Genomic DNA, 20,685 nt, shown 5'->3' on the forward strand with positions numbered 1-20,685 from the left:
GGGCCTTTGGGGTTCGATGTCACAACTGCACCTCGCCATGGGCTGCGCCTATGCGGCGTTCGAGCCGGCGGGCCAGCATGATCAAGGGATAGCAGACGATGAAGTAGCCGACGCCGACGAGGAAGAAGACCAGCAGGCCGTTGGGCACGCGCTGCACCACCAGCCAGCCGACGCGGGTGAGGTCGGTTAGCCCGATCGCCGAGACGACCGAGGAATCCTTGATCAGCAGCACATACTGCCCGACCAGCGGCGGCAGCACGATGCGCATCGCCTGCGGCAGCACCACCTGGCGCATGCGCTGCCAGCGCGACAGGCCGGACGCCAGCGCTGCCTCGACCTGGCCTGTCGGCACCGAACGGATGCCGGCGGTGAAGGCGTCGAGCTCGATGCCGAACTCGGGCAGGATGAAGAAGATCAGGAAGATCTGCACCAGGAACGGGGTTCCCCGGATCAGGTCGACCCAGGCGCCGATGATGATGCTGATCAGCCGATTGCCGCCGGTGCGCAGGATGCCGAGGCCGAAGCCGAGCAGCGTGCCAAGCACCAGGCTGATCAGCGACAGCACCACGGTCATGCCGAGGCCGCGCAAGGCGAGGGGATAGGAGCCGGCGAGGCTGAGGAATTGGTGCCAGATCATGCGCGCGCCCCCGCTGTGCCGAGCCAGCGGCTGGAGAGAACGGCCAGTCCCTTGATGCAGTAATAGAGCAGCAGATAAAAGGCGGCGATGGTCAGAAAGCCTTCCGCCGGCATGAAGCGGTCGGAGGCGAGCAACTGGCCGGCGCGGGTCAGCTCGGCAACCGAGATCAGCGACAGCAGCGCGGAATCCTTGACCAGCACGATCGCCTGGCCGAGCAGCGGCGGGATCGTCACCTTGAAGGCTTGCGGCAGGACGACCAGGCGCATGCGCTGGACATAGGTCATGCCTGAGGCGACGCTGGCTTCGACCTGGCCGCGCGGGATCGACAGGATGCCGGCGCGGATGATCTCGGCGATGTAGGCGCCGCTGTTCAGCGACAGCGCGATGATGCCGACGACGAGCTCGGGCAGGACGAAGCCGAGCCGGGGCAAGCCGAAATAGAGGAAATAGAGCTGCGCCAGCAGGGGCGTGGCGCGCACGGCATCGATATAGGCCTTGGCCGGGGCGCGAAACAGCCAGCCGCGCTGCAGGTTCATGGCGCAGAGCACGATGCCGACGATGAGCGCGCCGACAAAGGAGAGCGCCGACAGCCAGACGGTCGTGACCAGGCCCTGCCCAAACAGCGGCAGGTATTCGACGATGGTGCGGAAACTGAAATTCTCGAGCATCGTTGGGTGAAGTCCCCAGAGCGCGGGAAGCGAGGGTCCAAGCGGCTTCGCGGCGCTGAAGACGCGCGCGAAACCGCTTGGGTTCTCTGCTGCTTAGTGATCCTTCTTCCAGGCGTCGGAATTCACCCAGTAGTCGAGGTTCTTCTGCAGGCGGCCGTCGATGGTGACCTGGTTGAGGAACAGGTTCATCCAGACCAGCAGGTCCGGCTCGTCATAGCGCGTGGCGAAGGCAAGCGGCTCCTTCGACAGGAGGTCCGGCATGATGGTGAAGCTGCCGGCCGGATAGGCTGTCGACTGGCCCTTGACCGCCGAGACGTCGTTGACGCCGCAATCGGCCTGGCCGTTGTTGACGGCGTCGAGCAGCAGCGGACCGCCGCCCTTGTAGCTCTTGATGTCGGCATCGGGGAAGGCAGCCTTGGCTTCCTTCTCGCCTGTGGCGCCGAGCAGAACAGCGATCTTGGTGCCCTTGGCCTTGCAGTCCTCGGTGGTCTTGAACTTGCTGTCGGCCTTGGTGAAGACGGAGCTGCCCGTGTACATATAGGGCGTGGTGAAGGCGACCTTCATACCGCGCGCCAGCGTCGGCGTCATGTCGGCGACCAGCAGATCGGCCTTGCCCGACAACAGCGCCGGGATGAGGCCGTCCCAGTCGAAGTCGAGGAAGGTGATTTTAACGCCCATTTCCTTGGCCATCAGTTCGGCCAGTTCAACCGAGCTGCCGGTGCGTTCGCCATTGGCGCCGACCAGTGAGAAGGGCGGTCCCTGGGTCTGCACCGCGACACGCAGTTCGCCGCGCTTGGTGATCTCGTCCAGCGTTCCGGCGCTGGCTGCAGTGGTCAAGCCCGCGAGCGCAAGTCCGGCGATGAACAGTCTGGCAATCTTCATTTTGGTATTCCTCCCTGTTGTCGTTATTGTTTTGCCCGTGGATTTCCTTGGGCTCGTTTTTGAGCGGCGACGCCGTTGCCGGCGGCGGCCACCGTTCGAAAATCCTCAGTCCCAGGCCACCGTCTCGGTGACCTTGATGCCGCGTTTGGCCAGCGCCTCGAAGAAGGGTTCGTCCGGCACGTCGAGCAGCGGATTGAGTAGGCCGGGCTTCCCGATGTCGCCGCGCGCGAGCATCTGCGCCACGATGCTGGCAGGGTAGCCGACGCCGAGGCTCATTCCGAACAGGCCCGACGCCAGGTCGCGCTCGATGATCAAATCGGAAGTCACTGTCTTGACGCGGCCGCCTTCGAGGCCGGAAAAGACATTGCGCATCACGCAAAGATCCTTCTCGCCGGGGCCATATTGCAGTTGCGGGCCGAGCAGCCGGCCGAGGAATTCGCGCGGGCTGGCACCGGTGCCGGGCACCTTGTTCTCGGAGAGAAAGCCGAGCTCCTTCAGCGGCGCCCAGAAGGCCGACCATCCGGGCCAGCGCAGGGTGTAGCGGCCGGAGCGGCGCAGCCCTTTTGCCGCGGGAAGCATCTCGACATAGTGCAGTGCGTCGCCATTGGGGAAGGCTTCAAGCTGGCCCAGGCCAGCGACCTCGATCTCATGGATGAAATGACTGTCGTGCTGGCGGGCGGCCGGCACAGCGACGCGTTCGCCGTCCTCGATCATGACGCTGTCGCGGTTCTGGCTGACCAGCACCATGTCGAAATTCCAGCTCACCTTGTAGCAGAGGGGCTTGGCCATCGCCTTCGGCTCGGGGATACCGCCGCAATAGGAATCGATCGCGGTGATGGAGTCGAACTGGCGAGCGGCGCGGGCGTAGAGGACCAGATCGATGCCGGGGTCGAGCCCGCATTCGGTCATAACAGAGACACCGGCCTGTTCGGCAGCCTGTGCCAGATCGGCGATGGCCTTGCCGTAATTGGTGGTGACCAGCGGCGTGCGCGTTGCGATCGCGGCATGCGCCGCCTCGCGCATCAATGGCTGCGGCAACAAATCGATGACGGCGTCGACATCGCTCAGCACATTGACGAGTGCCGGACCGATCGCGCCTTCAGGCACGACGAACCGCACGCGAGCCAGGTCGGTCAGGCCGCCAAGCCGGGCCGCGCCGTCTGGTGTCGTGTCGACGCACACCACCTCCTCGACACCACTGGTGACGAGATCTGCGATAGCAGCCCGACCTTGCAGGCCGAGCCCGCCGAGAACCGCGATCTTCATGCCGGCTCCTTGCGGTCGTCAGACCAGCAGCCCTCGGGAAGGCTGACCCATTTGTTGCAGGACGCCATGACGACGAAGGTCTCGCTGCGCATGACTTCGCCCGGTTCGCCGGCGCCCGGGATCAGCTCGCTGGTGACGCGATAGAGATCGGCGACGTCACCGGCCACCGTCACGTCGACGATGATGTCGAAACGCCCGGTGACTACCGATGCCGAGTTGACGAAGGGCAGTTCCGAAATGCGCTGCGCCAGTTCGCGCGCCTTGCCGCGCCCCTGGGCGTTGATGCCGACAATGGCCGAGATCAGCTCGGGCCGCTCGGTCAGGTTCAACAGCCCGACGATCTTGAGCAGATTTCGGTCAAGCAGATTGCGCAGGCGCGAGCGCACCGTCGGCACCGAAATCGCCAATGTCTCGGCGAGGCGGTTGATGCCCGGCTGCGCATCCTGCGACAGCTGCTTGACCAGCCGCCGATCGGTCAGATCGAGATGTTCTCGCAAAATGGCAGTCTTTCACAAAGAGAAAAATTATAGGCGATTTATTTGCCTATATGCAAACAGGCTATGTTACTTATTTCTAGAAAGCAAGGTATTGTTTTGTGCGTCGACGGAGAGCGACCCACCGCGTGGGGCGCGGTTGTGTCTGTTTGCTGATCGGTTGTCGGGCTTAGATAAGTGCCGCCGCCAGCAGCTTTGCCTGCGGCGTCAGCTCGTCGAAGCTGCGAGCGCAAAGGTTGAGCTGGCGGGTCGTGTGGCGTCGGCTTCAGCCTTCGTGTGAGCCGAAGGCTGGCAGCGCAACTTCCACATTGTGCGCGGCCCTTATGTCAGTCAATCATCTGCAATGGAGATGTGCGATGGCCGAAAAGACATCAGGACGGAAGACACCAGGCCGGCAGGGGCTCGGCATTCTTGAGAGCATGGCGATCGTGCTGGCGGTGGCCGTTGCCTCGCTTGCCCTGGCGCAGGCGCAGCCTGGCCTGCCGGGATGTGCGATGACGGCGGCTTCGGTCAGCCGCGATGCCGCGTCGGCAAAACCCAGCCCGGACGCGACGGACATGCTGTTGCATGATTGATCCCGTGGTGCGGTCATGCTGAGCGTGGGTATCATTGCCTGGATCGGTGTCGTCTTCCTCGCAGCCGGCTTGGTCAAAGGCGTCGTCGGCATGGGGCTGCCGACGGTCGCGATGGGGCTGCTTGCGGTGACGATGCCGCCGGCTGAAGCCGCCGCCCTGCTGCTGATCCCGTCGCTGGTCACCAATCTCTGGCAATTGTTCACCGGCCCTTCCTTCGGCGGCCTCGTCAAGCGGCTATGGACGATGATGGCCGGCATCATGCTGGGCACTGTCGCCGGGGCAGGGGTGCTGACCGGCGCGCATGCCGGCGCGGCCTCGGCAGGGCTCGGTGCAGCGCTGGTGCTTTATGCCGTTCTCGGCCTGCTAAAACTCGGCTTCACCACGCCGGCGCGCCACGAAGCGTGGGCCTCACCACTGGTCGGCGTGGCGACCGGGCTGGTCACCGGCGCCACCGGCGTCTTCGTCATCCCGGCGGTGCCCTATCTGCAATCGCTGCGGCTGGAGAAGGAGGATTTGATCCAGGCGCTCGGCCTGTCCTTCACCGTCTCGACGGCAGCCCTTACCATCGGCCTGTTCAGGACGGGCGCGCTGGCGTCGCCGACGACGCAACTGGCGGGGTCAGCAGCAGTCCTCGTGCCGGCGCTGGCTGGCATGTTCATCGGCCAGGCGCTGCGCCAGAAGATGAGCGTCGAGACTTTTCGCAAAGTGTTCTTTGTCGGGTTGCTGGCGCTGGGGGTGTATCTGGTGGTTGAGGCGCTGTGGTGAGTCTGCTCACTCGGCAATCGACCTGATAACTCGCGCCGGGTTGCCGCCGACAAGCGTGTTCGGGGCAACGTCCCTCGTCACCACCGAGCCCGCCGCGACGACCGCGTTTTCGCCTATCGTCACGCCGCCGATGACCGTTGCGCCGGCGGCGATCCAGACGTTGCGCTCAATGACGATCGGCCTTGCGGTGATGAAGGAGCGGCGCCGCGACGGTTCGAGAGGATGGCCTGAGGTGATCAGGCTCACATTCGGCCCGATCAGCACATCGTCGGCAATGTCGAGCCCGCCAAGATCGTAAAAAGTGCAGTTCTGATTGATGAAAACATTGCGCCCGACGCGGATGTGGGGGCCGCCGGTCGTGTAGAAGGGTGGGATCAGCAAGAAGCTGTCATCGACTTGTCCGCCGATGAGTTCGCTGAACACGGCCCTGACTTGGTCGGCGTCGTTGAACGTCAAGCGGTTGAGACGGGCGGTGATCGCCATCGCCCGTTTGACGCTTGCCAGCATGGCCGCCGATTCCGGCGTTCTCCCGGGGATTATAATCCTGGTACGATCCGCATCCGCCATTCGTCGTTTTCCTCCAGGGCGAACAAATGTCCGGCGCATGACAGCCTGGCCGGAGCCCTAGCGGTTGTTTGAGCATGATTCCGAAAACGTGTTCCAGCTCTCGGCGTCAGCGAACCACCAGCACCGGAATTGCGGTATAGGACAGCACTTCCGCCGTCTGGCTGCCCAGCAGCAGCTTGCCCAGTCCGCGGCGGCCGTGCGAGGCCATGACGATCAGGTCGCAGCCGAGCGCCTGCGACAGCTCCAGAATCGCTTCGGCGGGCCGCTTGTCCTCGACATGGACCACTTCGGCGGAGACGCCGGCGGCGTCGGCTGAAGCCTTGCCCTTGTCGAGAACCTCCTTGCCGTATTTGCGGGATTCTTCCAGGTAAACGGCCAGTTCGTCGCCCGCCGCATAGCCGGCCATCGCGCCGCCCCAGGCGAAGATGGGATACGGTTCCGAGACCGTGACGAAGGTCACGGTGGCGCCGATGCCTTTTGCCAAGGTGAGGCCGTGGGCAACGCCCTTGTCGGCCAGTTCCGATCCGTCGGTGGCGATGAGCAGATGTTTGTACATGATGATCTGACCTGTTGTGCAAGGGCCGGTGCCCTTCGGGTGGCGGGAGCCCTTGAGGGCTGCCCCTGATATAAGTTCGCTACGGGCTTCATCACAGGGCCACCTTGATGCGGATCAAGGCCAGGGGTTGGAACTCAACCAATGTCAGGCCAGTCGCTGCCTGCCTTCAGCGATCCGGCCAACTGTCTGTAAACATTGCTGATCGCAAACGAATGGCCGCCGAGCATGCCCGGCGGCCAATTGTGAAACGGTGTGATGCTGGGCTTAGAACGGTGTCGCAGGCAGCTCCTGGGTGCCTTCGAGCTTCACAGCCTGGAGTTCGTTCGCGTTGTAGCCAAGAGCCCGCAGGATGGTGGGAGCGACCTGCGTCGTCTGCACCAGGGCTGGCACCGATCTGGGCTTGATCGAAGGACTGCTGATGAGAAGCGCCACGTTGCGATCGTTCGCATTGGCGCCGCCGTGCTCGGCAATCTTCGAACCGGATGTGTAGACCACACCCGGATTGACCGTGGCTATGAAGTCCGGCGTACGGCTGTCGGTGGCCGGATCCTGATAGGCGAGCGCGAGGGCATTCGGCGGCTGGATCTGGGCGATGCCTTCAGCCTTGCTCGATTTCTCGAGATAATCCTGCGCCGCCGCAAGGTTCTTGACCCGGTCTTGCGGTTTGAGCCAGATCAGCGCGGCGTCGTCGGCGATGTGGAAGGCGTAGCCCGGCGCCTTCGTGTATGGATCATCGTCCAGTGCCTGGAACGTCGCCGGGTCGATGGGCGACTGGCCATGCTTCGAGGCAAGGATGATCAGGGTCGAATTGGCGAGGTGGTTGTCCTTGAGTGCGACCATCAGTTCGCCGAGAGCGCCGTCCACATAGGCGAGCTGGCCGGCAAGACCATTGCTGGGCGCGCCGCTGGCATCCAGATAGCCGCCCACCAGACCGGCCTCGTCGCCGGGCCCGGACTTGGGGAGTTTCTGGCCCACGCTCACCGCCTGGAAATTCATGCCGAAAAGTGCGGGAACGGCCGCGGGATGCGAACCGGTGCTGTCGAGCCCCTTGATTTCGTTGATCACCGCCTTGACCCGCGCTTCATCGAAGTCACGCTCGGCCTTGAAGCTGCCGGTCGTCTTGACCTTCGTGCCCGGGATCAAGCTGTCCTGTTCCAGGGCGTAGAGGTCGTCGACGCCTTTGCCCGAAGGTCCGTTCAGCCATTCGTAGGCCGGATGCTTGTCGGACCAGGCCGTGCGGCCGCCATGCGCTTTCACGATCTCGAAAACGTTGTTGACCCGCACGAAATCATGCGGATAGACCACCGAGCACTTGCCGTTGATCAGCGTCATCGGCAGCTTAGCCGGGTCGATCTGGCTGCGGAAATCGCCCGGCTTGCCGCCACCATCAAGGCGCGTCGAATCGACGTCGATGTTCTCGGCGAAGGACACCTCGGCACCGGGCTCGCCCTTGCAATCCGAGGCCGGCGCGAAATAGGTGCGGTCGTAGCTGTCGTCATAGAACACGCCCGTCGATTTGGGCGTGCCGCCGGTTACCTGTGCCACAAGGCCAGGAAACGAGTCTGACGGAGCGCTGGTCAGCGCATTCGGATAGAAAATCCCGGTGCCGGCGAGCGTGGCGATCGTGCTTTTCGGATTCGCGGCGACATAGTTTGCCAGGTCGAGTGCATGGAGCCCGTCGATACTGATGAGCAGGACGTGCTTGTAGGGTGCGGCGTTAGCGCTGGAAACAGACAGCGCGCCCGCCAACGCCGTCGTGAGCATGCCGGCGGCCAGTGCCAGAGATAATCTTTTCATTGAAGTGTCCCTCGTCTCGCAATCCCTCGATGGATCAGGGTAGGCGAGCGGACATGACAGGTTCATGAAAACTTGGTGGCAGGGACCTTACGGATTTGTAAGCCAGCGGTGCAGAAGGGCTGCGATGGCAGCCGGGGTCTTTCGCTGTCTGGTGCCGACCGCTAAAGCTTGGCCTGACTTCAACGAAAGACCGAGCTTATGAGCAGCGCATATCCGCAAATCCATCTGGTCCGGCATGGCGAGACGGCGTGGAGCCTTTCGGGGCAGCATACCGGCCGCACCGACATGCCGCTGACACCGGCTGGCGAGGCGGCCGCGCGGGGCGTGGCGGAGCGGCTGAAAGGCCTGTCGTTCTCGGCCGTCTGGTCGAGCCCGTCGCAGCGCGCCTACAATACCAGCGTGCTCGCCGGCTTTGGCGCGACAAGCGTCAGAAACGACGATCTGCAGGAGTGGGACTACGGCGCCTATGAGGGGCGCACCACCAAGGAAATCCTGGCCGAGCGGCCGGGCTGGAACGTCTTTCGCGACGGCTGCCCGCAAGGCGAGATGGCAGCCGATGTCGGCGCTCGTGCCGACAGGATCATCGGACAGCTTCGCGAAGCCGGCGGCTCGATCCTGATCTTCTCCAGCGCGCATTTCCTGCGCGTGCTCGCCGCCCGCTGGCTCGGCCTGCCGCCGGAAGGCGGGGCGCTGTTCGTGCTCGACACGGCCAGCATCAGCGTGCTCGGCTACGAGCATGATCTCAGTGAGCCGGTGGTGCGCAAGTGGAACCAGGCATAGGGCGACGCCCATGCATGACATTCGGACGAAGCTGCTGCTATCCGTGCAACGCGCGCTGCTCGGTGCCGTTTCGCCGAGGCTTCGGGCGGTTACCTGCGGCTGGGAAGGGTTTGAGATCACGCTTCGCTTCGTGTTTGACGGCGAGCTCGCCGATCCCGATCTTGAAGATGCCGGGATCGTGGCATCAGAAGTGGCTGCCGACTTCCCGGAACCCTGGACCGTGGACGAGGAGATCGCTCGACTGGACTATCCCGCTGATCTGCGCCCAGGCGCGCTCGCGCTTTGGGCATACTGGCGCAAGGAGATCGTTGAGGACTCGGGCGACCCCGACAGCCGAGCTGACGTCCTGGTGCCTCCAGTCTCCTGACACAAATTCCGCGCCTCCGGTGTATGGTCGGCGGGGTGAGTCAGAAGGATTTGTCCATGTCAAAAGATCTGGTGCGCGACCTGTTCGACCGGTGGGAACGGGTGTGGGTGGATGGCCAATACGATCTGATCCCGGCTTGCGTCGGATCGCACTACATCAGGCATGACGAGAAGGGCGACCGCACGGTGACGCGCGAGGACTATGCGGCGGAACTCGCTTCCGTCCGGGATGGCCGGCCGGGCATCCGTGTCGTCGTCTATGATCACGCCTTCACCGATGACAGCGCATGGTTTCGCTTTTCCTTCGTGTGGCCCGATCCCGAGACCGGCGAGCCGCGCAGCCGGGCAGGCATGCAAAGCTACCGGATCGAGGGCGGCAAACTCGCGGAGACCTGGATTTCGATGCTGGCGCCGGACACGAGATGGACGGACACGACCGCCCAGGATTGTTGGACGAGCACCAGCCGATCTCCGCAGAAGTCGACCTGACGCCCGTCCGCGCCCGGCAATTACTTGTCGAATTTCCGGATCGCCTCCGCCGTCACCGGCGTGAAGAAATTCACCAGATTGCCGTCGGGGTCGCGAAACAGCAGCGAGCGGTTGCCCCAGGGCATGGTGGTCGGTTTTTGCACGGTCGTGTCCCGGATGAAGTCCGACAGCCTGATGAATTCGGCATCGACGTCGCCGACGCGGAATTCGAGGATGGCGGTGTGGTTGTCGGCGGGGCGGGCGATGTCGCCGCCAAACAGCATCAAGGTGCGCGTGCTGCCGATCGCCAGCGTGCATGACTGTGTCGCCAGTTCGGCGAAGTCTTCCGTGTAGACCGTCACCGGCATGCCGGTGATCTCGCCATAGAAGCGCACGAGGCGCTGAACATCTGAGGTGATGATGCGGATTGAGACGAAATTCATGGCTTGGGCTCCTTGATCGCTGAAGCCGCGATCCGGCTCCCGATCGCTCTATAGGCCAGGCCTCCTGACAGCTTTCTGTCAGGAGAGGGATGCGATGGCTACGCTTGCCTTTCGGACCAGCTCTCCTGCACCATTGGCGGCAGGCCGAAGGCGGCGAACAAATCGGCGCCGAGCGGGCCGACATAGACCGTCAGCGAGGCGATCCCACCCTCGGCCGGCTCGATGATATGCAGCGACTGGGCGCGCCACTCGGGATCCTGATAGCGCCGCGCGTAGATCGCGACCACGGGCTGGCCGTTGGCCCGTGTCGCCACCGCGCGGTAGCCAGCGAAATTGCTCCACACCGTCCTGAAGAAATCGTGGATCGCAGGGCGGCCCTGGTACCAGTCCAGCCATGGCGGCATGTGGTAAGTGGCGTCCTCACGCAGCAGCTCGATGAAGCTGTCGAGATTGGCCGCCTGCCAGGCCTTGATATAGCGTTCGAGCAGCAGGCTTTCGTCGCGGTTGGGCTGCGATCGCTGCAGGGGACGCCCGGTGGGATAACGCACCGCCAGCGTCGCGCGCGCCCGCTGCAGGGCGCTGTTGATCGAGGCGGTCGAGCCGCCAAGCAATTGCGCGGTCTCAGCCGCCGACCAGCCGAGCACGTCGCACAGCAAAAGTGCCGCGCGTTGTCTCGGTGGCAGCAACTGGATGGCGGCGACGAAGGCAAGCCGGATCGCTTCGCGGGTCTCGTAGCGCGCTTCAGGGCCGGGCTCGCCATCGACAGGGTCCGGCAGTTCGGCGTCGGGGTAGGGCTCCAGCCAGGAAAGCTCGGCGGCCGGCCCGGCGGTGGCGGGCCCCTCGGTCGGCGGCCGGCCGGGCGGCGCGAGAACGCGCCGCGCCGATGACCGCGCCTTGATGGCGTTGAGGCAGGTGTTGGTGGCGATCGCATAGAGCCAGCCGCGCGGCGAACCGCGCCCGTCGAACTGGGAGCGGCCGCGCCAAGCCTTGAGGAAGGTGTCCTGCACGAGGTCGTCGGCCTCATGCAGCGAGCCCATCATCCGGTAGCAATGCAGTTTCAGCTCGCGGCGGTGGGCCATCGTCAGCCGCTCGAAGGCCAGCCGGTCGAGGACCGGCAGGCCCGATGGCAGGGAGGCGCCAGGTGCGTCTGTCATATCGGGTCCACCATGCCGATTTCGGCCGTACTGATTTTGGTTATGCCGATTTTGGCGGACATCCTGCGCGCCTCATGTCGCTGCCGCAAGGCCGCTGCCGCTGACCATGAAGCCGGTGCCCGGCATGGTGCCGCCGGCGAGGGTGACCACGGCGTCAGCAACATCGGCGGGCGTCTGCACATCGTCCATGCTGGCCAGGAAATCCGCCGGGCTGATGCCGAGATAGGCCGCAACGCCGGTAATGCCGCGCTCGCCGACGCCGGTGCCGGCCATGATGCGCATCGGTGCCAGCGCCATGAAGCGCAGGCCGAGGCCAAGCCGGTCGGCTTCCTTCTGGCTGTGGGCGGCGAGCACCATCTGCATGCGCTTGGCGCCGGAATAGCCGCCTGAGTTCGGCGGCCCGCCGCTGAACGCGGCGCCGCTGGAGATCAGCACCACGCGGCTGCCCGGCTTCAGCCGTCCCTGCAGCGCTGCCCGGCAAAACAGGAACGACGCCTTGACGTCCATCTCCCAGTTGGCCGAGAAATCGTCCCAGCTCTGGTCCTGGATGGATGCCGACGGCGCGAAGGCACCGGCTGAGATCACCAGCACATCAGGCTGTATGGCGGCAAACACCGCGTCGGGCGCGGTATCCTGCGTGGCGTCGGCGGCAAGCGTCTTCACGCCTGACGCCTCCCAGGAGAGTTCTTTCAGATCGGCCGCGCCACGAGCGACGGCAAGCACCGTCGCGCCTTCGCTGAGTGCAGCTTCCACGATCGAGCGCCCGACACCCCGGCTGCCTCCGACGACGACGACATTTTGACCTTTCAACGATTGCATGGCTCACCTCGCTGTTCCGGCAGCCGGACCATTCCAGCGCCTGTAGATGAGGACAGCGCGGGTGGGCGGAAATCATCGGTGGGAGCAAAAAGAACTTTGGCGGGTCTGCCAGGCGCATCTCATTCGTTCCCCCGTTTGCCAAACATTAGCTTGAGGCGATATAACGGACGGCCCATCGCCGGCCTCTTGGGCGCACCAACAAACAACAGTCTGGGAGGAATGGACGATGACGACGCTGTTCGTGAGACATACCGTTTCCGACTACAAGGCCTGGCGCAAAGTCTATGACGGGTTCGCCCCGGCGCAAAAGACCGGCGGCGTGAAGGCACAGGCTGTCTATCAGGCGGCGGACAACCCCAACGACGTCACTGTGACGCATGATTTCGCCAGCGTCGCCGAGGCACAGGCGTTCATCAAGAATCCGGAGCTGAAAAAGGCGATGGGAAGTGCCGGCGTGATTGGCGCGCCGACCATGTGGATTACCAACAAGGCCTGATTGACCGCTCTCCTTGTTTGACGCAATTCCCGACGGAAGACCGTTGGACACTTTTCCTGGAATTGCTCTGCCTCGTCGGTCAGGCCGAGCGTTCCGCAGGAATAGCCAGGCCGCTTTCGGCCTGGCGGGCGGGGACGTTTTTCAGTCCGCCAGCAGCACCAACTCCTCCACCGTCAAATGCCGCGCCGTGCCCTTGGCGAGGTCGCCGAGCGGCAAGCGGCCGATGGCGATGCGGATGAGGCGCTTGACCTCGATGCCGTGGGCGGCGAGCAGACGGCGGATGTGGCGGTTGCGGCCCTCGTCGAGCACGATCTCCAGCCAGGCGGTGCGGCCGCCGTTGCGCAAAAGCGCGATCGAGCTTGCCGTCAGGGTCTCCCCGTCGACGGTGACGCCCGCGCGGAGTTTGTCCAGCATCGCCGCGTCGGGCACGGTTGCGACCTGCACGTGATAGGTCTTGGGCAGATGCGAAGCCGGGTCCATCAGCCGGTTGGCGAAGCGTGTGTCGTTGGTCATCAGCAGCAGGCCTTCGCTCGCCTTGTCGAGGCGGCCGACCGGCGAGAGGAAGGGCAGATCGAGCCCTTCGAGGCAGGCATAGACGGTGTCGCGCTGTTGTGGGTCGTCGCGCGTGGTGACCAGCCCGCGCGGCTTGTTGAGCATGACATAGACCTTGCGCTCGGCAACCACCTTTTCGCCATCGACGACGATGCGGTCGCGGTTCAAATCGACGCGCAGCGAGGCATCGCGTACCACCTTGCCGCCAACGCGCACGCGGCCCTCGGCGATCAACACCTCGGCCTGCGTGCGCGAGCACAGGCCGAGTTTCGACAGCGCGCGGTTCAGGCTGACGCCGGGGGGCTTGGCTGTGGGACGACGGCCGAGGGTTGGTGGCTGGCGTGGTGTCATGTCCTGCTTTGTCGTCGCGGATTGCGTGTCCGGCGGACGATCCGCCGCCGGCACCGTCGTTTGGTAAGCGGCCGCCGCCGCACCTTGGCTATCACGCGCATCCGGTGCTGCTCAAGCACCTGGCAGAGGTCCACCTATCTGGTGGCGGCTGCGACCAGCATTTCGCATGGGCCTTCGAACTGTCCGTCCTGTTCGAACCGGCCAAGCGCGGTTTCGATTTCGGCCCAGGCGTCGTCCTGCTCGCGAGGGGACAGGCCGGCCAGCATCTGGTGAAGCGCGCCAAACGATTCCTGCTCGAACTGCAGGCATTCGAGCGCCGATTGCAGCCGCACCGGCGCGTTGACCTTCTCGATGCGCACATCGTGGAAACCCGCATCGGTCAGGCGCTTGGCCAGCACCGTCGGGTCGCCCAGGCTGAACGGCCCGGGCTGGCCGGGCAGGGGTGCAGGCAGCGCGGCACGACGGCGGATGATGCCGACCGGGATCGAGAAGAACGGGTTCCTGTCGGCGGTGGAATAGACGATGGCGCCGACCTTGCCGCCTGGCTTCAGATGATCGCGCATGCCGCCCAGCGCCCGGTTCTGGTCGGGAAAATAGATCAGCCCGACGCGTGAGATCACCGCGTCGAACGGTTCGGCCGAAATGGCATCCAGCTTTTCGCCATCGGCGACGGCGATGTTGACATTGGCGTAGCCGGCCAGCTTCGCATTGTCGGCGGCAAAGTTCAGAATGCCTGCCGAGATGTCGGTGGCCAGCACATAGCCAGTCGGCCCGACACGCCGCGCGGCCGTCAGCGTCTGTTCGCCGGCACCGGCGGCGACGTCGAGGACCCGGCTGCCCTTGCCTACATCGGTCATGTCAAGCATCAGTTCGGTGGCGGGTCCGAGCCAGCGGGTCAACAGCGGACCCCAGCGGTTCCAGGCTTCGGCGGCACTATCCCATTGCTTGCGGGTGGTTTCCTTGAACTTTGCCGGATCGAAAATCGGTTGCTGCATGGTCATGGCATCCTCCTCGAAGGCACTATTGCCTTGCCGGAAAGCCTAGGGGTGGCGTAATTCTGGTACCATTCTCGAAATCTCGACGCCCATTTTGCAAAATTGCACGGATCGGGGTCCAGGATGCATTGGGATGACTTGCGGATTTTCCTGGCCGTCGCGCGCGACGGCTCGATAAGCGGCGCCGCAAAACGCATGAACATCCAGCACTCCACCGTGTCGCGCCGCATCAGGCTCCTGGAGACGCAGCTTGGCACGCGGCTGATAGAGCGCAAGAAATCCGGCTATGAGCTGACGCCGGCAGGCGACGAACTGAGAATGGCGGCCGGCAAGATGGAGATGGAGGTGCTCGAGGTCGAGGGCGCGCTCGGCGGGCAGGAAGACCGTGTCGCCGGCGAGCTCAGGGTGTCGGCGATCAACAACATGGCTTCATCCGTGCTGATGCCGATCTTCGCCGGCTTCAGCGAGGCCTACCCGGACATCCGGCTGCATGTGCAGGTCTCCAACAAATATGTCAGTCTCGCCGAACGCCATGCCGACATTGCCATCCGGCTGACCAACACGCCGCTCGACACGCTGGTGGGCACGCGGCTCACCAATGTGGCGTCGGCCGTCTACGGAGAGCGGCGCTATCTCAGGGGGTTGCGCGCCAGCGGCGCCAAACCGCTCTGGATAGGGGTGGAGTGCTGCGCCTTCCACCAATCCTGGACCCATGCGGCCTGTCCGGATCACCGCCATAGTTTCTTCGTCGACGACACGCTGCTGACGCTCGCCGCCCTGAAACAGGGGCTGGGCCTTGCCTATCTGCCCTGCTTCATGGGCGATAGCGCCGAGGAGCTGGAGCGCTTTCGAGAGCCGGACCCCGTCCATGATCTCGGGCTGTGGCTGCTCTACCATCCAGACCTCAGGCGAACCCAGCGTGTGAGGGTGTTTCGCGAGCACATGGTGGCGCGCATCCGCGACCAGAGTGCGTTGTTCGAAGGCCACCTGCCGCAGCCGGCCACCAGCGGGTAGGGAGCGCGCGGCTCACACCGCAGCGCCAACCAGCGCGCCGATGCCGGCGGTGAGCGCCATGGCGAAGGCGCCCCAGAAGGTGACGCGCAGCGTTGCGCGCGGGATATTGGCGCCGCCGGCCCTGGCGCCGATGGCGCCGAGAAAGCCAAGGAAAAGCAGGGAGGCCACCGAAACCGCCAGCACCAGCATTGAAGCCGGCGATACCAGCACCATGATGAGCGGCATCGCCGCGCCGACGCTGAAGGTCGCCGCCGAGGTCAGCGCCGCCTGGATCGGCCGCGCCGTGGTCATTTCCGAAATGCCGAGTTCGTCATGGGCATGCGCGGCCAGCGCATCCCTGGCCATCAGCTGATCGGCGACCTGGCGCGCCAGGCCCGGCTCCAGCCCGCGCTTGACGTAGATCTGCGCCAGCTCCTCGCGCTCGAATTCCGGCTGAGTCCTGAGTTCCTCGCGTTCGCGGGCGAGGTCGGCGTTCTCGGTGTCAGATTGGGAGCTGACCGAGACATACTCGCCGGCCGCCATCGACATGGCGCCCGCGACCAGCCCTGCTATGCCGGCGACCAGGACCTGTGAAGTCGGCGCTGCGGCCGACGCCACGCCGACGATCAGGCTCGCGGTCGAGACGATGCCGTCATTGGCCCCCAGAACGGCGGCGCGGAGCCAGCCGATGCGCGACACCAGATGGTTTTCGACATGCAGGCGGCTCATGCTTTTCTCCTGATCGTGCCTTCGAGGTTCGAGGCCGCCGCGACTGTAGCCGCTTTTCAGCAAGCCGAGTTTGATCCAGGTCAGAATCGGGCCGCACAGTTCCGTTCAAATACTTAGCCCCTGCTGGTTGCGGTAGGGCGTCACCGGAGGCGATCGCGCGTCAACCGGCCTGCTGAGCCATCACGATGACGTTGCCGCAGGTGTCGTCGAAGAAAGCGGCGGTGACCGGACCCATGCGTTGGGGCGGTCCGAGAAATTTCACGCCGCGCCCGGCGAGGCGGTCGTAGTCGGCCTGGATGTCGCGGCTGGTGATCAGGGCCGCCGGGAAGTGGGCGTCATGGAGCGCTTTCTGCGCGGCGCGCGCTGGCGCATCGCGGTTGGGCTCGAGCACCAGTTCAGCGCCGTCGGCTTGATCGGGAGACACCACCGTCAGCCAGCGGGCCCGGCCGCCATCGTAGTCATGCTTTTTCACGAAACCGAGGACCGAGGTGTAGAAGGCCAGCGCCTTGTCCTGGTCGTCGACCTTGATGAGGATATGGCGAAGCTGCATGGTCGGATTTCCTTCTGCTCGCATGGAGCTGGCGTCCGCGCCTAATCCCGCCCGTTGAAGAACGCCGTCAGCACAGGCGCATGCGCGGCCGGTTTAAGCATGTGGTTCTGGCCTGCCAGCGTCTGGTAGCGGGCATTGGGCAGAGCCTGAGCCAACGCCTTGTTGCCATGGCGCATCCAAAGCGGGCTTTTTCCCCCGTCGGTCACCAGTATCGGCAGGCTGAGCGCGGTCCAGCGGGAGGGCTCGAGCGGCTTGCCGAGTTGATCGCCGGCGACGATGGCGCCGTCATAAGGCAACGTGTGCGCCGCTGCCTTGAGCTTCCGCCAGATCGGCGTCAGCTTCATGAAGGCGATGAGCAGGCTGGGCATGCCGACCGATTTGAGGAAGGCGCTCACGGCGTCGCCGCGCCGGTCGTCCGCGATGGCTCGCCTTATCGTCGCCCAGTCGCCTTGCGTGGTTGCGCGGCTGTCGTCGACGATCAGCGGCGCTTCGTAGAGCGTGAGTTTCTTGATGCCGGGCAGGCGGACTGCCGCCATCAGCGCCAGCATGGCGCCGGAAGACATGCCCCAGACATAGGCTTCGCCGCCGGCTGCCTGCAACACGGCCTCGATGTCATCGACCTCGCGCTCGACCTGATAAGGCAAGGTGTCGCCGCTGTCGCCACGGCCACGGCGGTCGTAGCGAAACACGGTGAAATCGCTCTCCAGCGCCTTGGCCAGCGGGCCGCTCGGACCCATGGCGCGCGAGCAGAGCGCGCCGTCGACGAGGATGAGCGGATGGCCCTGGCCCCGGCGCTCGCAAGCGATCGGCGTTCCATCCCGCGACGTCAAGGCTTGCGTGGTCGGCCTGGCGTTTTCAGCCAGCATGGTTGGCTCCGGTGGCTATCAGCTGTTCCAGCCGGTCGAAGCTCTGCGTCCAACCACCACGCATGCCAAGCGCCAGCAGGCGTTCGCGGTCGGCGGCACTGGCAAGGGTCACCTCGAAATGGACATGGGTGCGCGCGCCTTGGGCCGTGAAGGTGACCATGTGACGGCTCTGGCCCGGCGGCTTGCCGGCCCATTCCTGGATTTCAGGATCGGGTTCGTCGCAGTAGCTCAGCCTGGAATTCTCGACGACTTCGAGATAGCTGCCCTGGTTGCGGTAGAGCGCACCGCTGGCGGTCAGCATGTCGATGCGCCAGCGGCCGCCGACGCGCACATCGAGCGCGCAATGCGGGATGGTGCAGTCCCTGATGCCCCACCATTGCGCCACCAGAAGCGGATCGGTCCACAGTTTGAAGACACGCTCGACCGGGGCATTGAAAATCCGCTCGACGGCAAAGCTGCGGTCGGCCGCTGCGGCTGCGAGCGCGCTCATTCTTTTTTGTCCGCGCCGCGCCGCAGGAGGTCTTCCATGCGGTCGAAACGGTCTTCCCAGAGTTTTCTGTAGTCGTCGAGCCAGCGGTCGATGTCGCGCAGCGGTTTGAGTTCGATGCGGCTGAGATGTTTTTGCGCCGCCCGGCTGCGCGTAACGAGACCGGCCTGCTCCAGCACGCCGACATGTTTGGAAATGGCACGCACGGTGAGCGCGAAAGGCTGCGCCAACTCGGCGACCGAAGCTTCGCCGTCAAGCAAGCGGGCCAGGATCGCCCTGCGTGTCGGGTCGGCGAGGGCTGCGAAGGTATCGTCGAGGGAGATTTGAGTGGCCATTATGGAACCATATAGTTCTGGAACTAAATGGTTCTATAATGTGGTTGGCCGGCTAAGTCAACCAGCCTTGGAGCGTGAAGCGGGTTGGCAGGCGAGAGGGCCTGCCGGGGCGGATCCGGCAGGCAGTATTCAAGGCCTCAGGCGGCTGCCTTCTCGTCGGCGATGCCGTTCAGCACCGCGATCATTTCGGCCGGCAGCTTCAGTTCAGCCGCGGCCAGGTTTTCCCTGAGATGGCCGACCGACGAGGTGCCGGGGATGAGCAGGATGTTGGGCGCGCGCTGCAACAGCCAGGCGAGTGCCACCTGCATGGGGGTCGCGCCAAGTTTGCGGGCGACATTGGCCAGCGTGTCCGACTGCAGCGGCGTGAAGCCGCCGAGCGGGAAGAAGGGCACATAGGCAATGCCAGCGGCGGCCAGTTCGTCGATCAGCGCGTCATCCTCGCGATGCGCGATGTTGTACTGGTTCTGCACGCAGACGATGTCGGCGATGCTGCGTCCCTGGGCGAGCTGCTTTGACGTGACGTTGCTCAGGCCGATATGGCGAATGAGGCCCTGGCGCTGCAATTCGGCGAGCGTATCGAGCTGCGGCTCCAGCGATCCTTCGGCGGGGCCGTGGATGCCATGCATGGAGCGCAGATTGACGACGTCGATGATATCGAGCCCGAGATTGCGCAGATTGTCGTGCACGGCCTGCGTCAGCTCTTCCGGCGACATTGCGGGGATCCACGACGCATCGGCGCCGCGCTTGGCGCTGACCTTGGTGACGATGGTGAGATCGGCGGGGTAGGGGTTCAGCGCCTCCCGGATGATCTGGTTGGTGATGTGCGGGCCGTAGAAATCCGATGTGTCGATGTGGTCGACACCGCTGGCGATCGCCTCGCGTAGCACGGCAAGGGCAGCGCCGCGATCCTTCGGCGGGCCGAAGACCCCCGGTCCCGCCAGTTGCATGGCCCCGTAGCCGAGGCGCTTCACGGTGCGGTCGCCGAGTTTGTAGGTTCCGGCCTTGCTGATATCGGTCATCGTCTCATCTCCTTTGGATCGGCCGGATATAGACAACGCGCGCCTGCGCGATAATATGGAGCAATCGGCACAGCCTGTGCGGAAAGGCGAACAATGGCAGCGAATCTGGGAGACCTCCAGGCGTTCATGGCGGTGGCGCGTGCCGGCGGCTTTCGCGAGGCGGCGCGGGTGGGCAGCGTCAGCGCTTCCAGCCTGTCGGAGACGGTGCGGCGGCTGGAGACCGGGCTTGGCGTGCGGCTGCTCAACCGCACCACGCGCAGCGTGGCGCCGACAGAGGCCGGCGCACGGCTGCTCGAACGGCTCGGCCCCGCGCTCGGCGAAGTCGAGGCGGCGCTGGACGTGGTCAACGGCTTTCGCGGCCGTCCGGCCGGCACGCTGCGGCTCAACGTGCCGGTGGTCGCGGCGAAACTGGTGCTGCCGCGCCTGTTGCCGCCTTTCCTCGCCGCCTATCCCGATATCCGCATGGAAGTGACCGCCGAGGACAGTTTCGTCGACATACTGGCGAGCGGCTGCGACGCCGGCATCCGCTATGACGAGCGGCTGGAGCAGGACATGATCGCCGTGCCGATCGGCCCGCGCCGGCAGCGCTTCGCCACCGCCGCCGCACCGGCCTATCTCGACCGCCACGGCCGGCCCGACCATCCGCGCGACCTGCTGGATCACGCCTGCCTGCGCGGCCGCTTCGCCAGCGGCTTCACGCCGGCCTGGGAGTTCGAGCGCGACGGCGAGGTCGTGAGCGTCGAACCGACCGGCCCGCTTTTGGTCAGCACCGGCACGGCAATGGCCCTTGCTGTCGAGGTGGCGGTCGCCGGCGGCGGCATCGTCTCGCTGTTCGAGGACTGGCTGCGTCCCTATTTCGACGATGGCCGGCTGGAGCCGGTGCTCGAGCCCTGGTGGCAGGAATTCTCAGGCCCGTTCCTCTACTATCCCGGCCGCCGCCTGACGCCGGCGCCGCTGCGCGCCTTCATCGATTTTGTCGGCGGCATGCGCTGGAGGTGATCCCGGGCTGATGCCGTGCTGCAAGTTGCGCCGGCCTTTTCGGACCTGCCGGCACGGGCGCCTTAGACGAAAGGTC

General features: G+C 64.9%; 27 protein-coding genes. 8 read left to right on the forward strand and 19 right to left on the reverse strand.

Annotated elements, in window-relative coordinates; genetic code table 11:
* Window positions 1–19 precede the first annotated feature (19 nt).
* From A3A9_RS0116715 to A3A9_RS0116735, 5 genes are all read right to left on the reverse strand, one after another.
* Complete coding sequence (locus A3A9_RS0116715; protein WP_027059801.1) at window positions 20–637, reverse strand: amino acid ABC transporter permease; 618 nt, start codon at window positions 635–637, stop codon at window positions 20–22.
* Window positions 634–1,305, reverse strand: a complete 672-nt coding sequence (locus A3A9_RS0116720; RefSeq protein WP_027059802.1) for an amino acid ABC transporter permease — start codon at window positions 1,303–1,305, stop codon at window positions 634–636. Before A3A9_RS0116720 ends, A3A9_RS0116715 begins: the two co-directional genes overlap by 4 nt.
* A 93-nt stretch (window positions 1,306–1,398) precedes the next feature.
* Window positions 1,399–2,187 carry an ABC transporter substrate-binding protein gene (locus A3A9_RS0116725; protein WP_027059803.1) on the reverse strand — a complete coding sequence of 263 codons (789 nt, stop codon included), beginning with the start codon at window positions 2,185–2,187 and terminating at the stop codon, window positions 1,399–1,401.
* 105 nt (window positions 2,188–2,292) lie between these two features.
* Window positions 2,293–3,453, reverse strand: a complete 1,161-nt coding sequence (locus A3A9_RS0116730) for a saccharopine dehydrogenase family protein (protein ID WP_027059804.1) — start codon at window positions 3,451–3,453, stop codon at window positions 2,293–2,295.
* Complete coding sequence (locus A3A9_RS0116735) at window positions 3,450–3,950, reverse strand: Lrp/AsnC family transcriptional regulator (RefSeq protein ID WP_027059805.1); 501 nt, start codon at window positions 3,948–3,950, stop codon at window positions 3,450–3,452. The genes A3A9_RS0116730 and A3A9_RS0116735 overlap by 4 nt, the downstream gene beginning before the upstream one ends.
* A gap of 353 nt (window positions 3,951–4,303) precedes the next feature.
* Here A3A9_RS0116735 and A3A9_RS0116740 point away from each other — a divergent pair, with 353 nt between their 5' ends.
* Both A3A9_RS0116740 and A3A9_RS0116745 read left to right on the forward strand, forming a co-directional pair.
* Window positions 4,304–4,522: a hypothetical protein gene (locus A3A9_RS0116740; RefSeq protein ID WP_027059806.1), complete on the forward strand. Its 219-nt coding sequence runs from the start codon at window positions 4,304–4,306 to the stop codon at window positions 4,520–4,522.
* A gap of 15 nt (window positions 4,523–4,537) precedes the next feature.
* The gene (locus A3A9_RS0116745; RefSeq protein ID WP_027059807.1) at window positions 4,538–5,287 is read left to right on the forward strand and encodes a sulfite exporter TauE/SafE family protein; all 750 of its coding nucleotides are present in this window, start codon (window positions 4,538–4,540) and stop codon (window positions 5,285–5,287) included.
* Between the two features lie 6 nt (window positions 5,288–5,293).
* On the opposite strand, the gene A3A9_RS0116750 is transcribed toward A3A9_RS0116745, so the two are convergent.
* The 3 genes from A3A9_RS0116750 to A3A9_RS0116765 form a co-directional block, all read right to left on the reverse strand.
* Window positions 5,294–5,854: a sugar O-acetyltransferase gene (locus tag A3A9_RS0116750; RefSeq protein ID WP_027059808.1), complete on the reverse strand. Its 561-nt coding sequence runs from the start codon at window positions 5,852–5,854 to the stop codon at window positions 5,294–5,296.
* 106 nt (window positions 5,855–5,960) lie between these two features.
* The gene (locus A3A9_RS0116755) at window positions 5,961–6,410 is read right to left on the reverse strand and encodes a universal stress protein (protein WP_027059809.1); all 450 of its coding nucleotides are present in this window, start codon (window positions 6,408–6,410) and stop codon (window positions 5,961–5,963) included.
* 264 nt (window positions 6,411–6,674) lie between these two features.
* Window positions 6,675–8,207 carry an alkaline phosphatase family protein gene (locus tag A3A9_RS0116765; protein ID WP_027059810.1) on the reverse strand — a complete coding sequence of 511 codons (1,533 nt, stop codon included), beginning with the start codon at window positions 8,205–8,207 and terminating at the stop codon, window positions 6,675–6,677.
* A gap of 198 nt (window positions 8,208–8,405) precedes the next feature.
* On the opposite strand from A3A9_RS0116765, the gene A3A9_RS0116770 reads away from it, so the two are divergent.
* From A3A9_RS0116770 to A3A9_RS0116780, 3 genes are read left to right on the forward strand one after another with little or no spacing between them, the layout of a single operon-like run.
* Window positions 8,406–8,987: a histidine phosphatase family protein gene (locus tag A3A9_RS0116770; protein WP_027059811.1), complete on the forward strand. Its 582-nt coding sequence runs from the start codon at window positions 8,406–8,408 to the stop codon at window positions 8,985–8,987.
* A 10-nt stretch (window positions 8,988–8,997) separates the two neighbouring features.
* Window positions 8,998–9,354 carry a hypothetical protein gene (locus tag A3A9_RS41800; protein ID WP_051370980.1) on the forward strand — a complete coding sequence of 119 codons (357 nt, stop codon included), beginning with the start codon at window positions 8,998–9,000 and terminating at the stop codon, window positions 9,352–9,354.
* A gap of 56 nt (window positions 9,355–9,410) precedes the next feature.
* On the forward strand, window positions 9,411–9,842 hold the full coding sequence (locus tag A3A9_RS0116780) for a nuclear transport factor 2 family protein (RefSeq protein WP_027059812.1): 432 nt from the start codon (window positions 9,411–9,413) through the stop codon (window positions 9,840–9,842).
* A 20-nt stretch (window positions 9,843–9,862) separates the two neighbouring features.
* On the opposite strand, the gene A3A9_RS0116785 is transcribed toward A3A9_RS0116780, so the two are convergent.
* From A3A9_RS0116785 to A3A9_RS0116795, 3 genes are all read right to left on the reverse strand, one after another.
* On the reverse strand, window positions 9,863–10,264 hold the full coding sequence (locus A3A9_RS0116785) for a VOC family protein (protein ID WP_027059813.1): 402 nt from the start codon (window positions 10,262–10,264) through the stop codon (window positions 9,863–9,865).
* Window positions 10,265–10,362: 98 nt separating this feature from the next.
* Window positions 10,363–11,418 (reverse strand): RNA polymerase subunit sigma-70, encoded by a 1,056-nt coding sequence (locus tag A3A9_RS0116790; protein ID WP_027059814.1) that lies wholly within the window; start codon window positions 11,416–11,418, stop codon window positions 10,363–10,365.
* A 72-nt stretch (window positions 11,419–11,490) separates the two neighbouring features.
* Window positions 11,491–12,237 (reverse strand): SDR family oxidoreductase, encoded by a 747-nt coding sequence (locus A3A9_RS0116795; protein WP_027059815.1) that lies wholly within the window; start codon window positions 12,235–12,237, stop codon window positions 11,491–11,493.
* A gap of 226 nt (window positions 12,238–12,463) precedes the next feature.
* On the opposite strand from A3A9_RS0116795, the gene A3A9_RS0116800 reads away from it, so the two are divergent.
* Entirely contained in the window at window positions 12,464–12,733 is a 270-nt protein-coding gene (locus A3A9_RS0116800; RefSeq protein ID WP_027059816.1) for a hypothetical protein, read from the forward strand.
* Between the two features lie 141 nt (window positions 12,734–12,874).
* Here A3A9_RS0116800 and A3A9_RS0116805 read toward each other — a convergent pair whose 3' ends face one another.
* Window positions 12,875–13,636, reverse strand: coding sequence for a pseudouridine synthase (locus A3A9_RS0116805; RefSeq protein ID WP_027059817.1), 762 nt, complete (start codon window positions 13,634–13,636; stop codon window positions 12,875–12,877).
* A gap of 134 nt (window positions 13,637–13,770) precedes the next feature.
* Entirely contained in the window at window positions 13,771–14,637 is an 867-nt protein-coding gene (locus A3A9_RS0116810; protein WP_027059818.1) for a class I SAM-dependent methyltransferase, read from the reverse strand.
* 117 nt (window positions 14,638–14,754) lie between these two features.
* Between A3A9_RS0116810 and A3A9_RS0116815 the strand changes: the two genes are divergently transcribed.
* The gene (locus A3A9_RS0116815) at window positions 14,755–15,645 is read left to right on the forward strand and encodes a LysR family transcriptional regulator (protein ID WP_027059819.1); all 891 of its coding nucleotides are present in this window, start codon (window positions 14,755–14,757) and stop codon (window positions 15,643–15,645) included.
* A gap of 12 nt (window positions 15,646–15,657) precedes the next feature.
* On the opposite strand, the gene A3A9_RS0116820 is transcribed toward A3A9_RS0116815, so the two are convergent.
* The 6 genes from A3A9_RS0116820 to A3A9_RS0116845 all read right to left on the reverse strand — a co-directional run bounded on the left by A3A9_RS0116820 (window position 15,658) and on the right by A3A9_RS0116845 (window position 19,610).
* On the reverse strand, window positions 15,658–16,353 hold the full coding sequence (locus A3A9_RS0116820; RefSeq protein WP_027059820.1) for a VIT1/CCC1 transporter family protein: 696 nt from the start codon (window positions 16,351–16,353) through the stop codon (window positions 15,658–15,660).
* A 160-nt stretch (window positions 16,354–16,513) separates the two neighbouring features.
* Window positions 16,514–16,903, reverse strand: coding sequence for a VOC family protein (locus A3A9_RS0116825; RefSeq protein WP_027059821.1), 390 nt, complete (start codon window positions 16,901–16,903; stop codon window positions 16,514–16,516).
* Between the two features lie 41 nt (window positions 16,904–16,944).
* A complete protein-coding gene (locus A3A9_RS0116830) occupies window positions 16,945–17,769 on the reverse strand; it encodes an alpha/beta fold hydrolase (protein WP_051370982.1) in 825 nt (274 codons plus the stop codon).
* The gene (locus A3A9_RS0116835) at window positions 17,759–18,259 is read right to left on the reverse strand and encodes an SRPBCC family protein (RefSeq protein ID WP_027059823.1); all 501 of its coding nucleotides are present in this window, start codon (window positions 18,257–18,259) and stop codon (window positions 17,759–17,761) included. Before A3A9_RS0116835 ends, A3A9_RS0116830 begins: the two co-directional genes overlap by 11 nt.
* Window positions 18,256–18,591, reverse strand: a complete 336-nt coding sequence (locus A3A9_RS0116840) for an ArsR/SmtB family transcription factor (protein WP_027059824.1) — start codon at window positions 18,589–18,591, stop codon at window positions 18,256–18,258. The genes A3A9_RS0116835 and A3A9_RS0116840 overlap by 4 nt, the downstream gene beginning before the upstream one ends.
* Window positions 18,592–18,728: 137 nt before the next feature.
* Window positions 18,729–19,610 (reverse strand): aldo/keto reductase family oxidoreductase, encoded by an 882-nt coding sequence (locus tag A3A9_RS0116845; protein ID WP_027059825.1) that lies wholly within the window; start codon window positions 19,608–19,610, stop codon window positions 18,729–18,731.
* A 93-nt stretch (window positions 19,611–19,703) separates the two neighbouring features.
* On the opposite strand from A3A9_RS0116845, the gene A3A9_RS0116850 reads away from it, so the two are divergent.
* Window positions 19,704–20,609 carry a LysR family transcriptional regulator gene (locus A3A9_RS0116850; protein WP_027059826.1) on the forward strand — a complete coding sequence of 302 codons (906 nt, stop codon included), beginning with the start codon at window positions 19,704–19,706 and terminating at the stop codon, window positions 20,607–20,609.
* The last annotated feature ends 76 nt before the right edge of the window (window positions 20,610–20,685 follow it).

The sequence above is a fragment of the Mesorhizobium loti CJ3sym genome (assembly GCF_000472785.1).
In the GTDB taxonomy this organism is placed as follows: Bacteria; Pseudomonadota; Alphaproteobacteria; order Rhizobiales; family Rhizobiaceae; genus Mesorhizobium; species Mesorhizobium loti_E.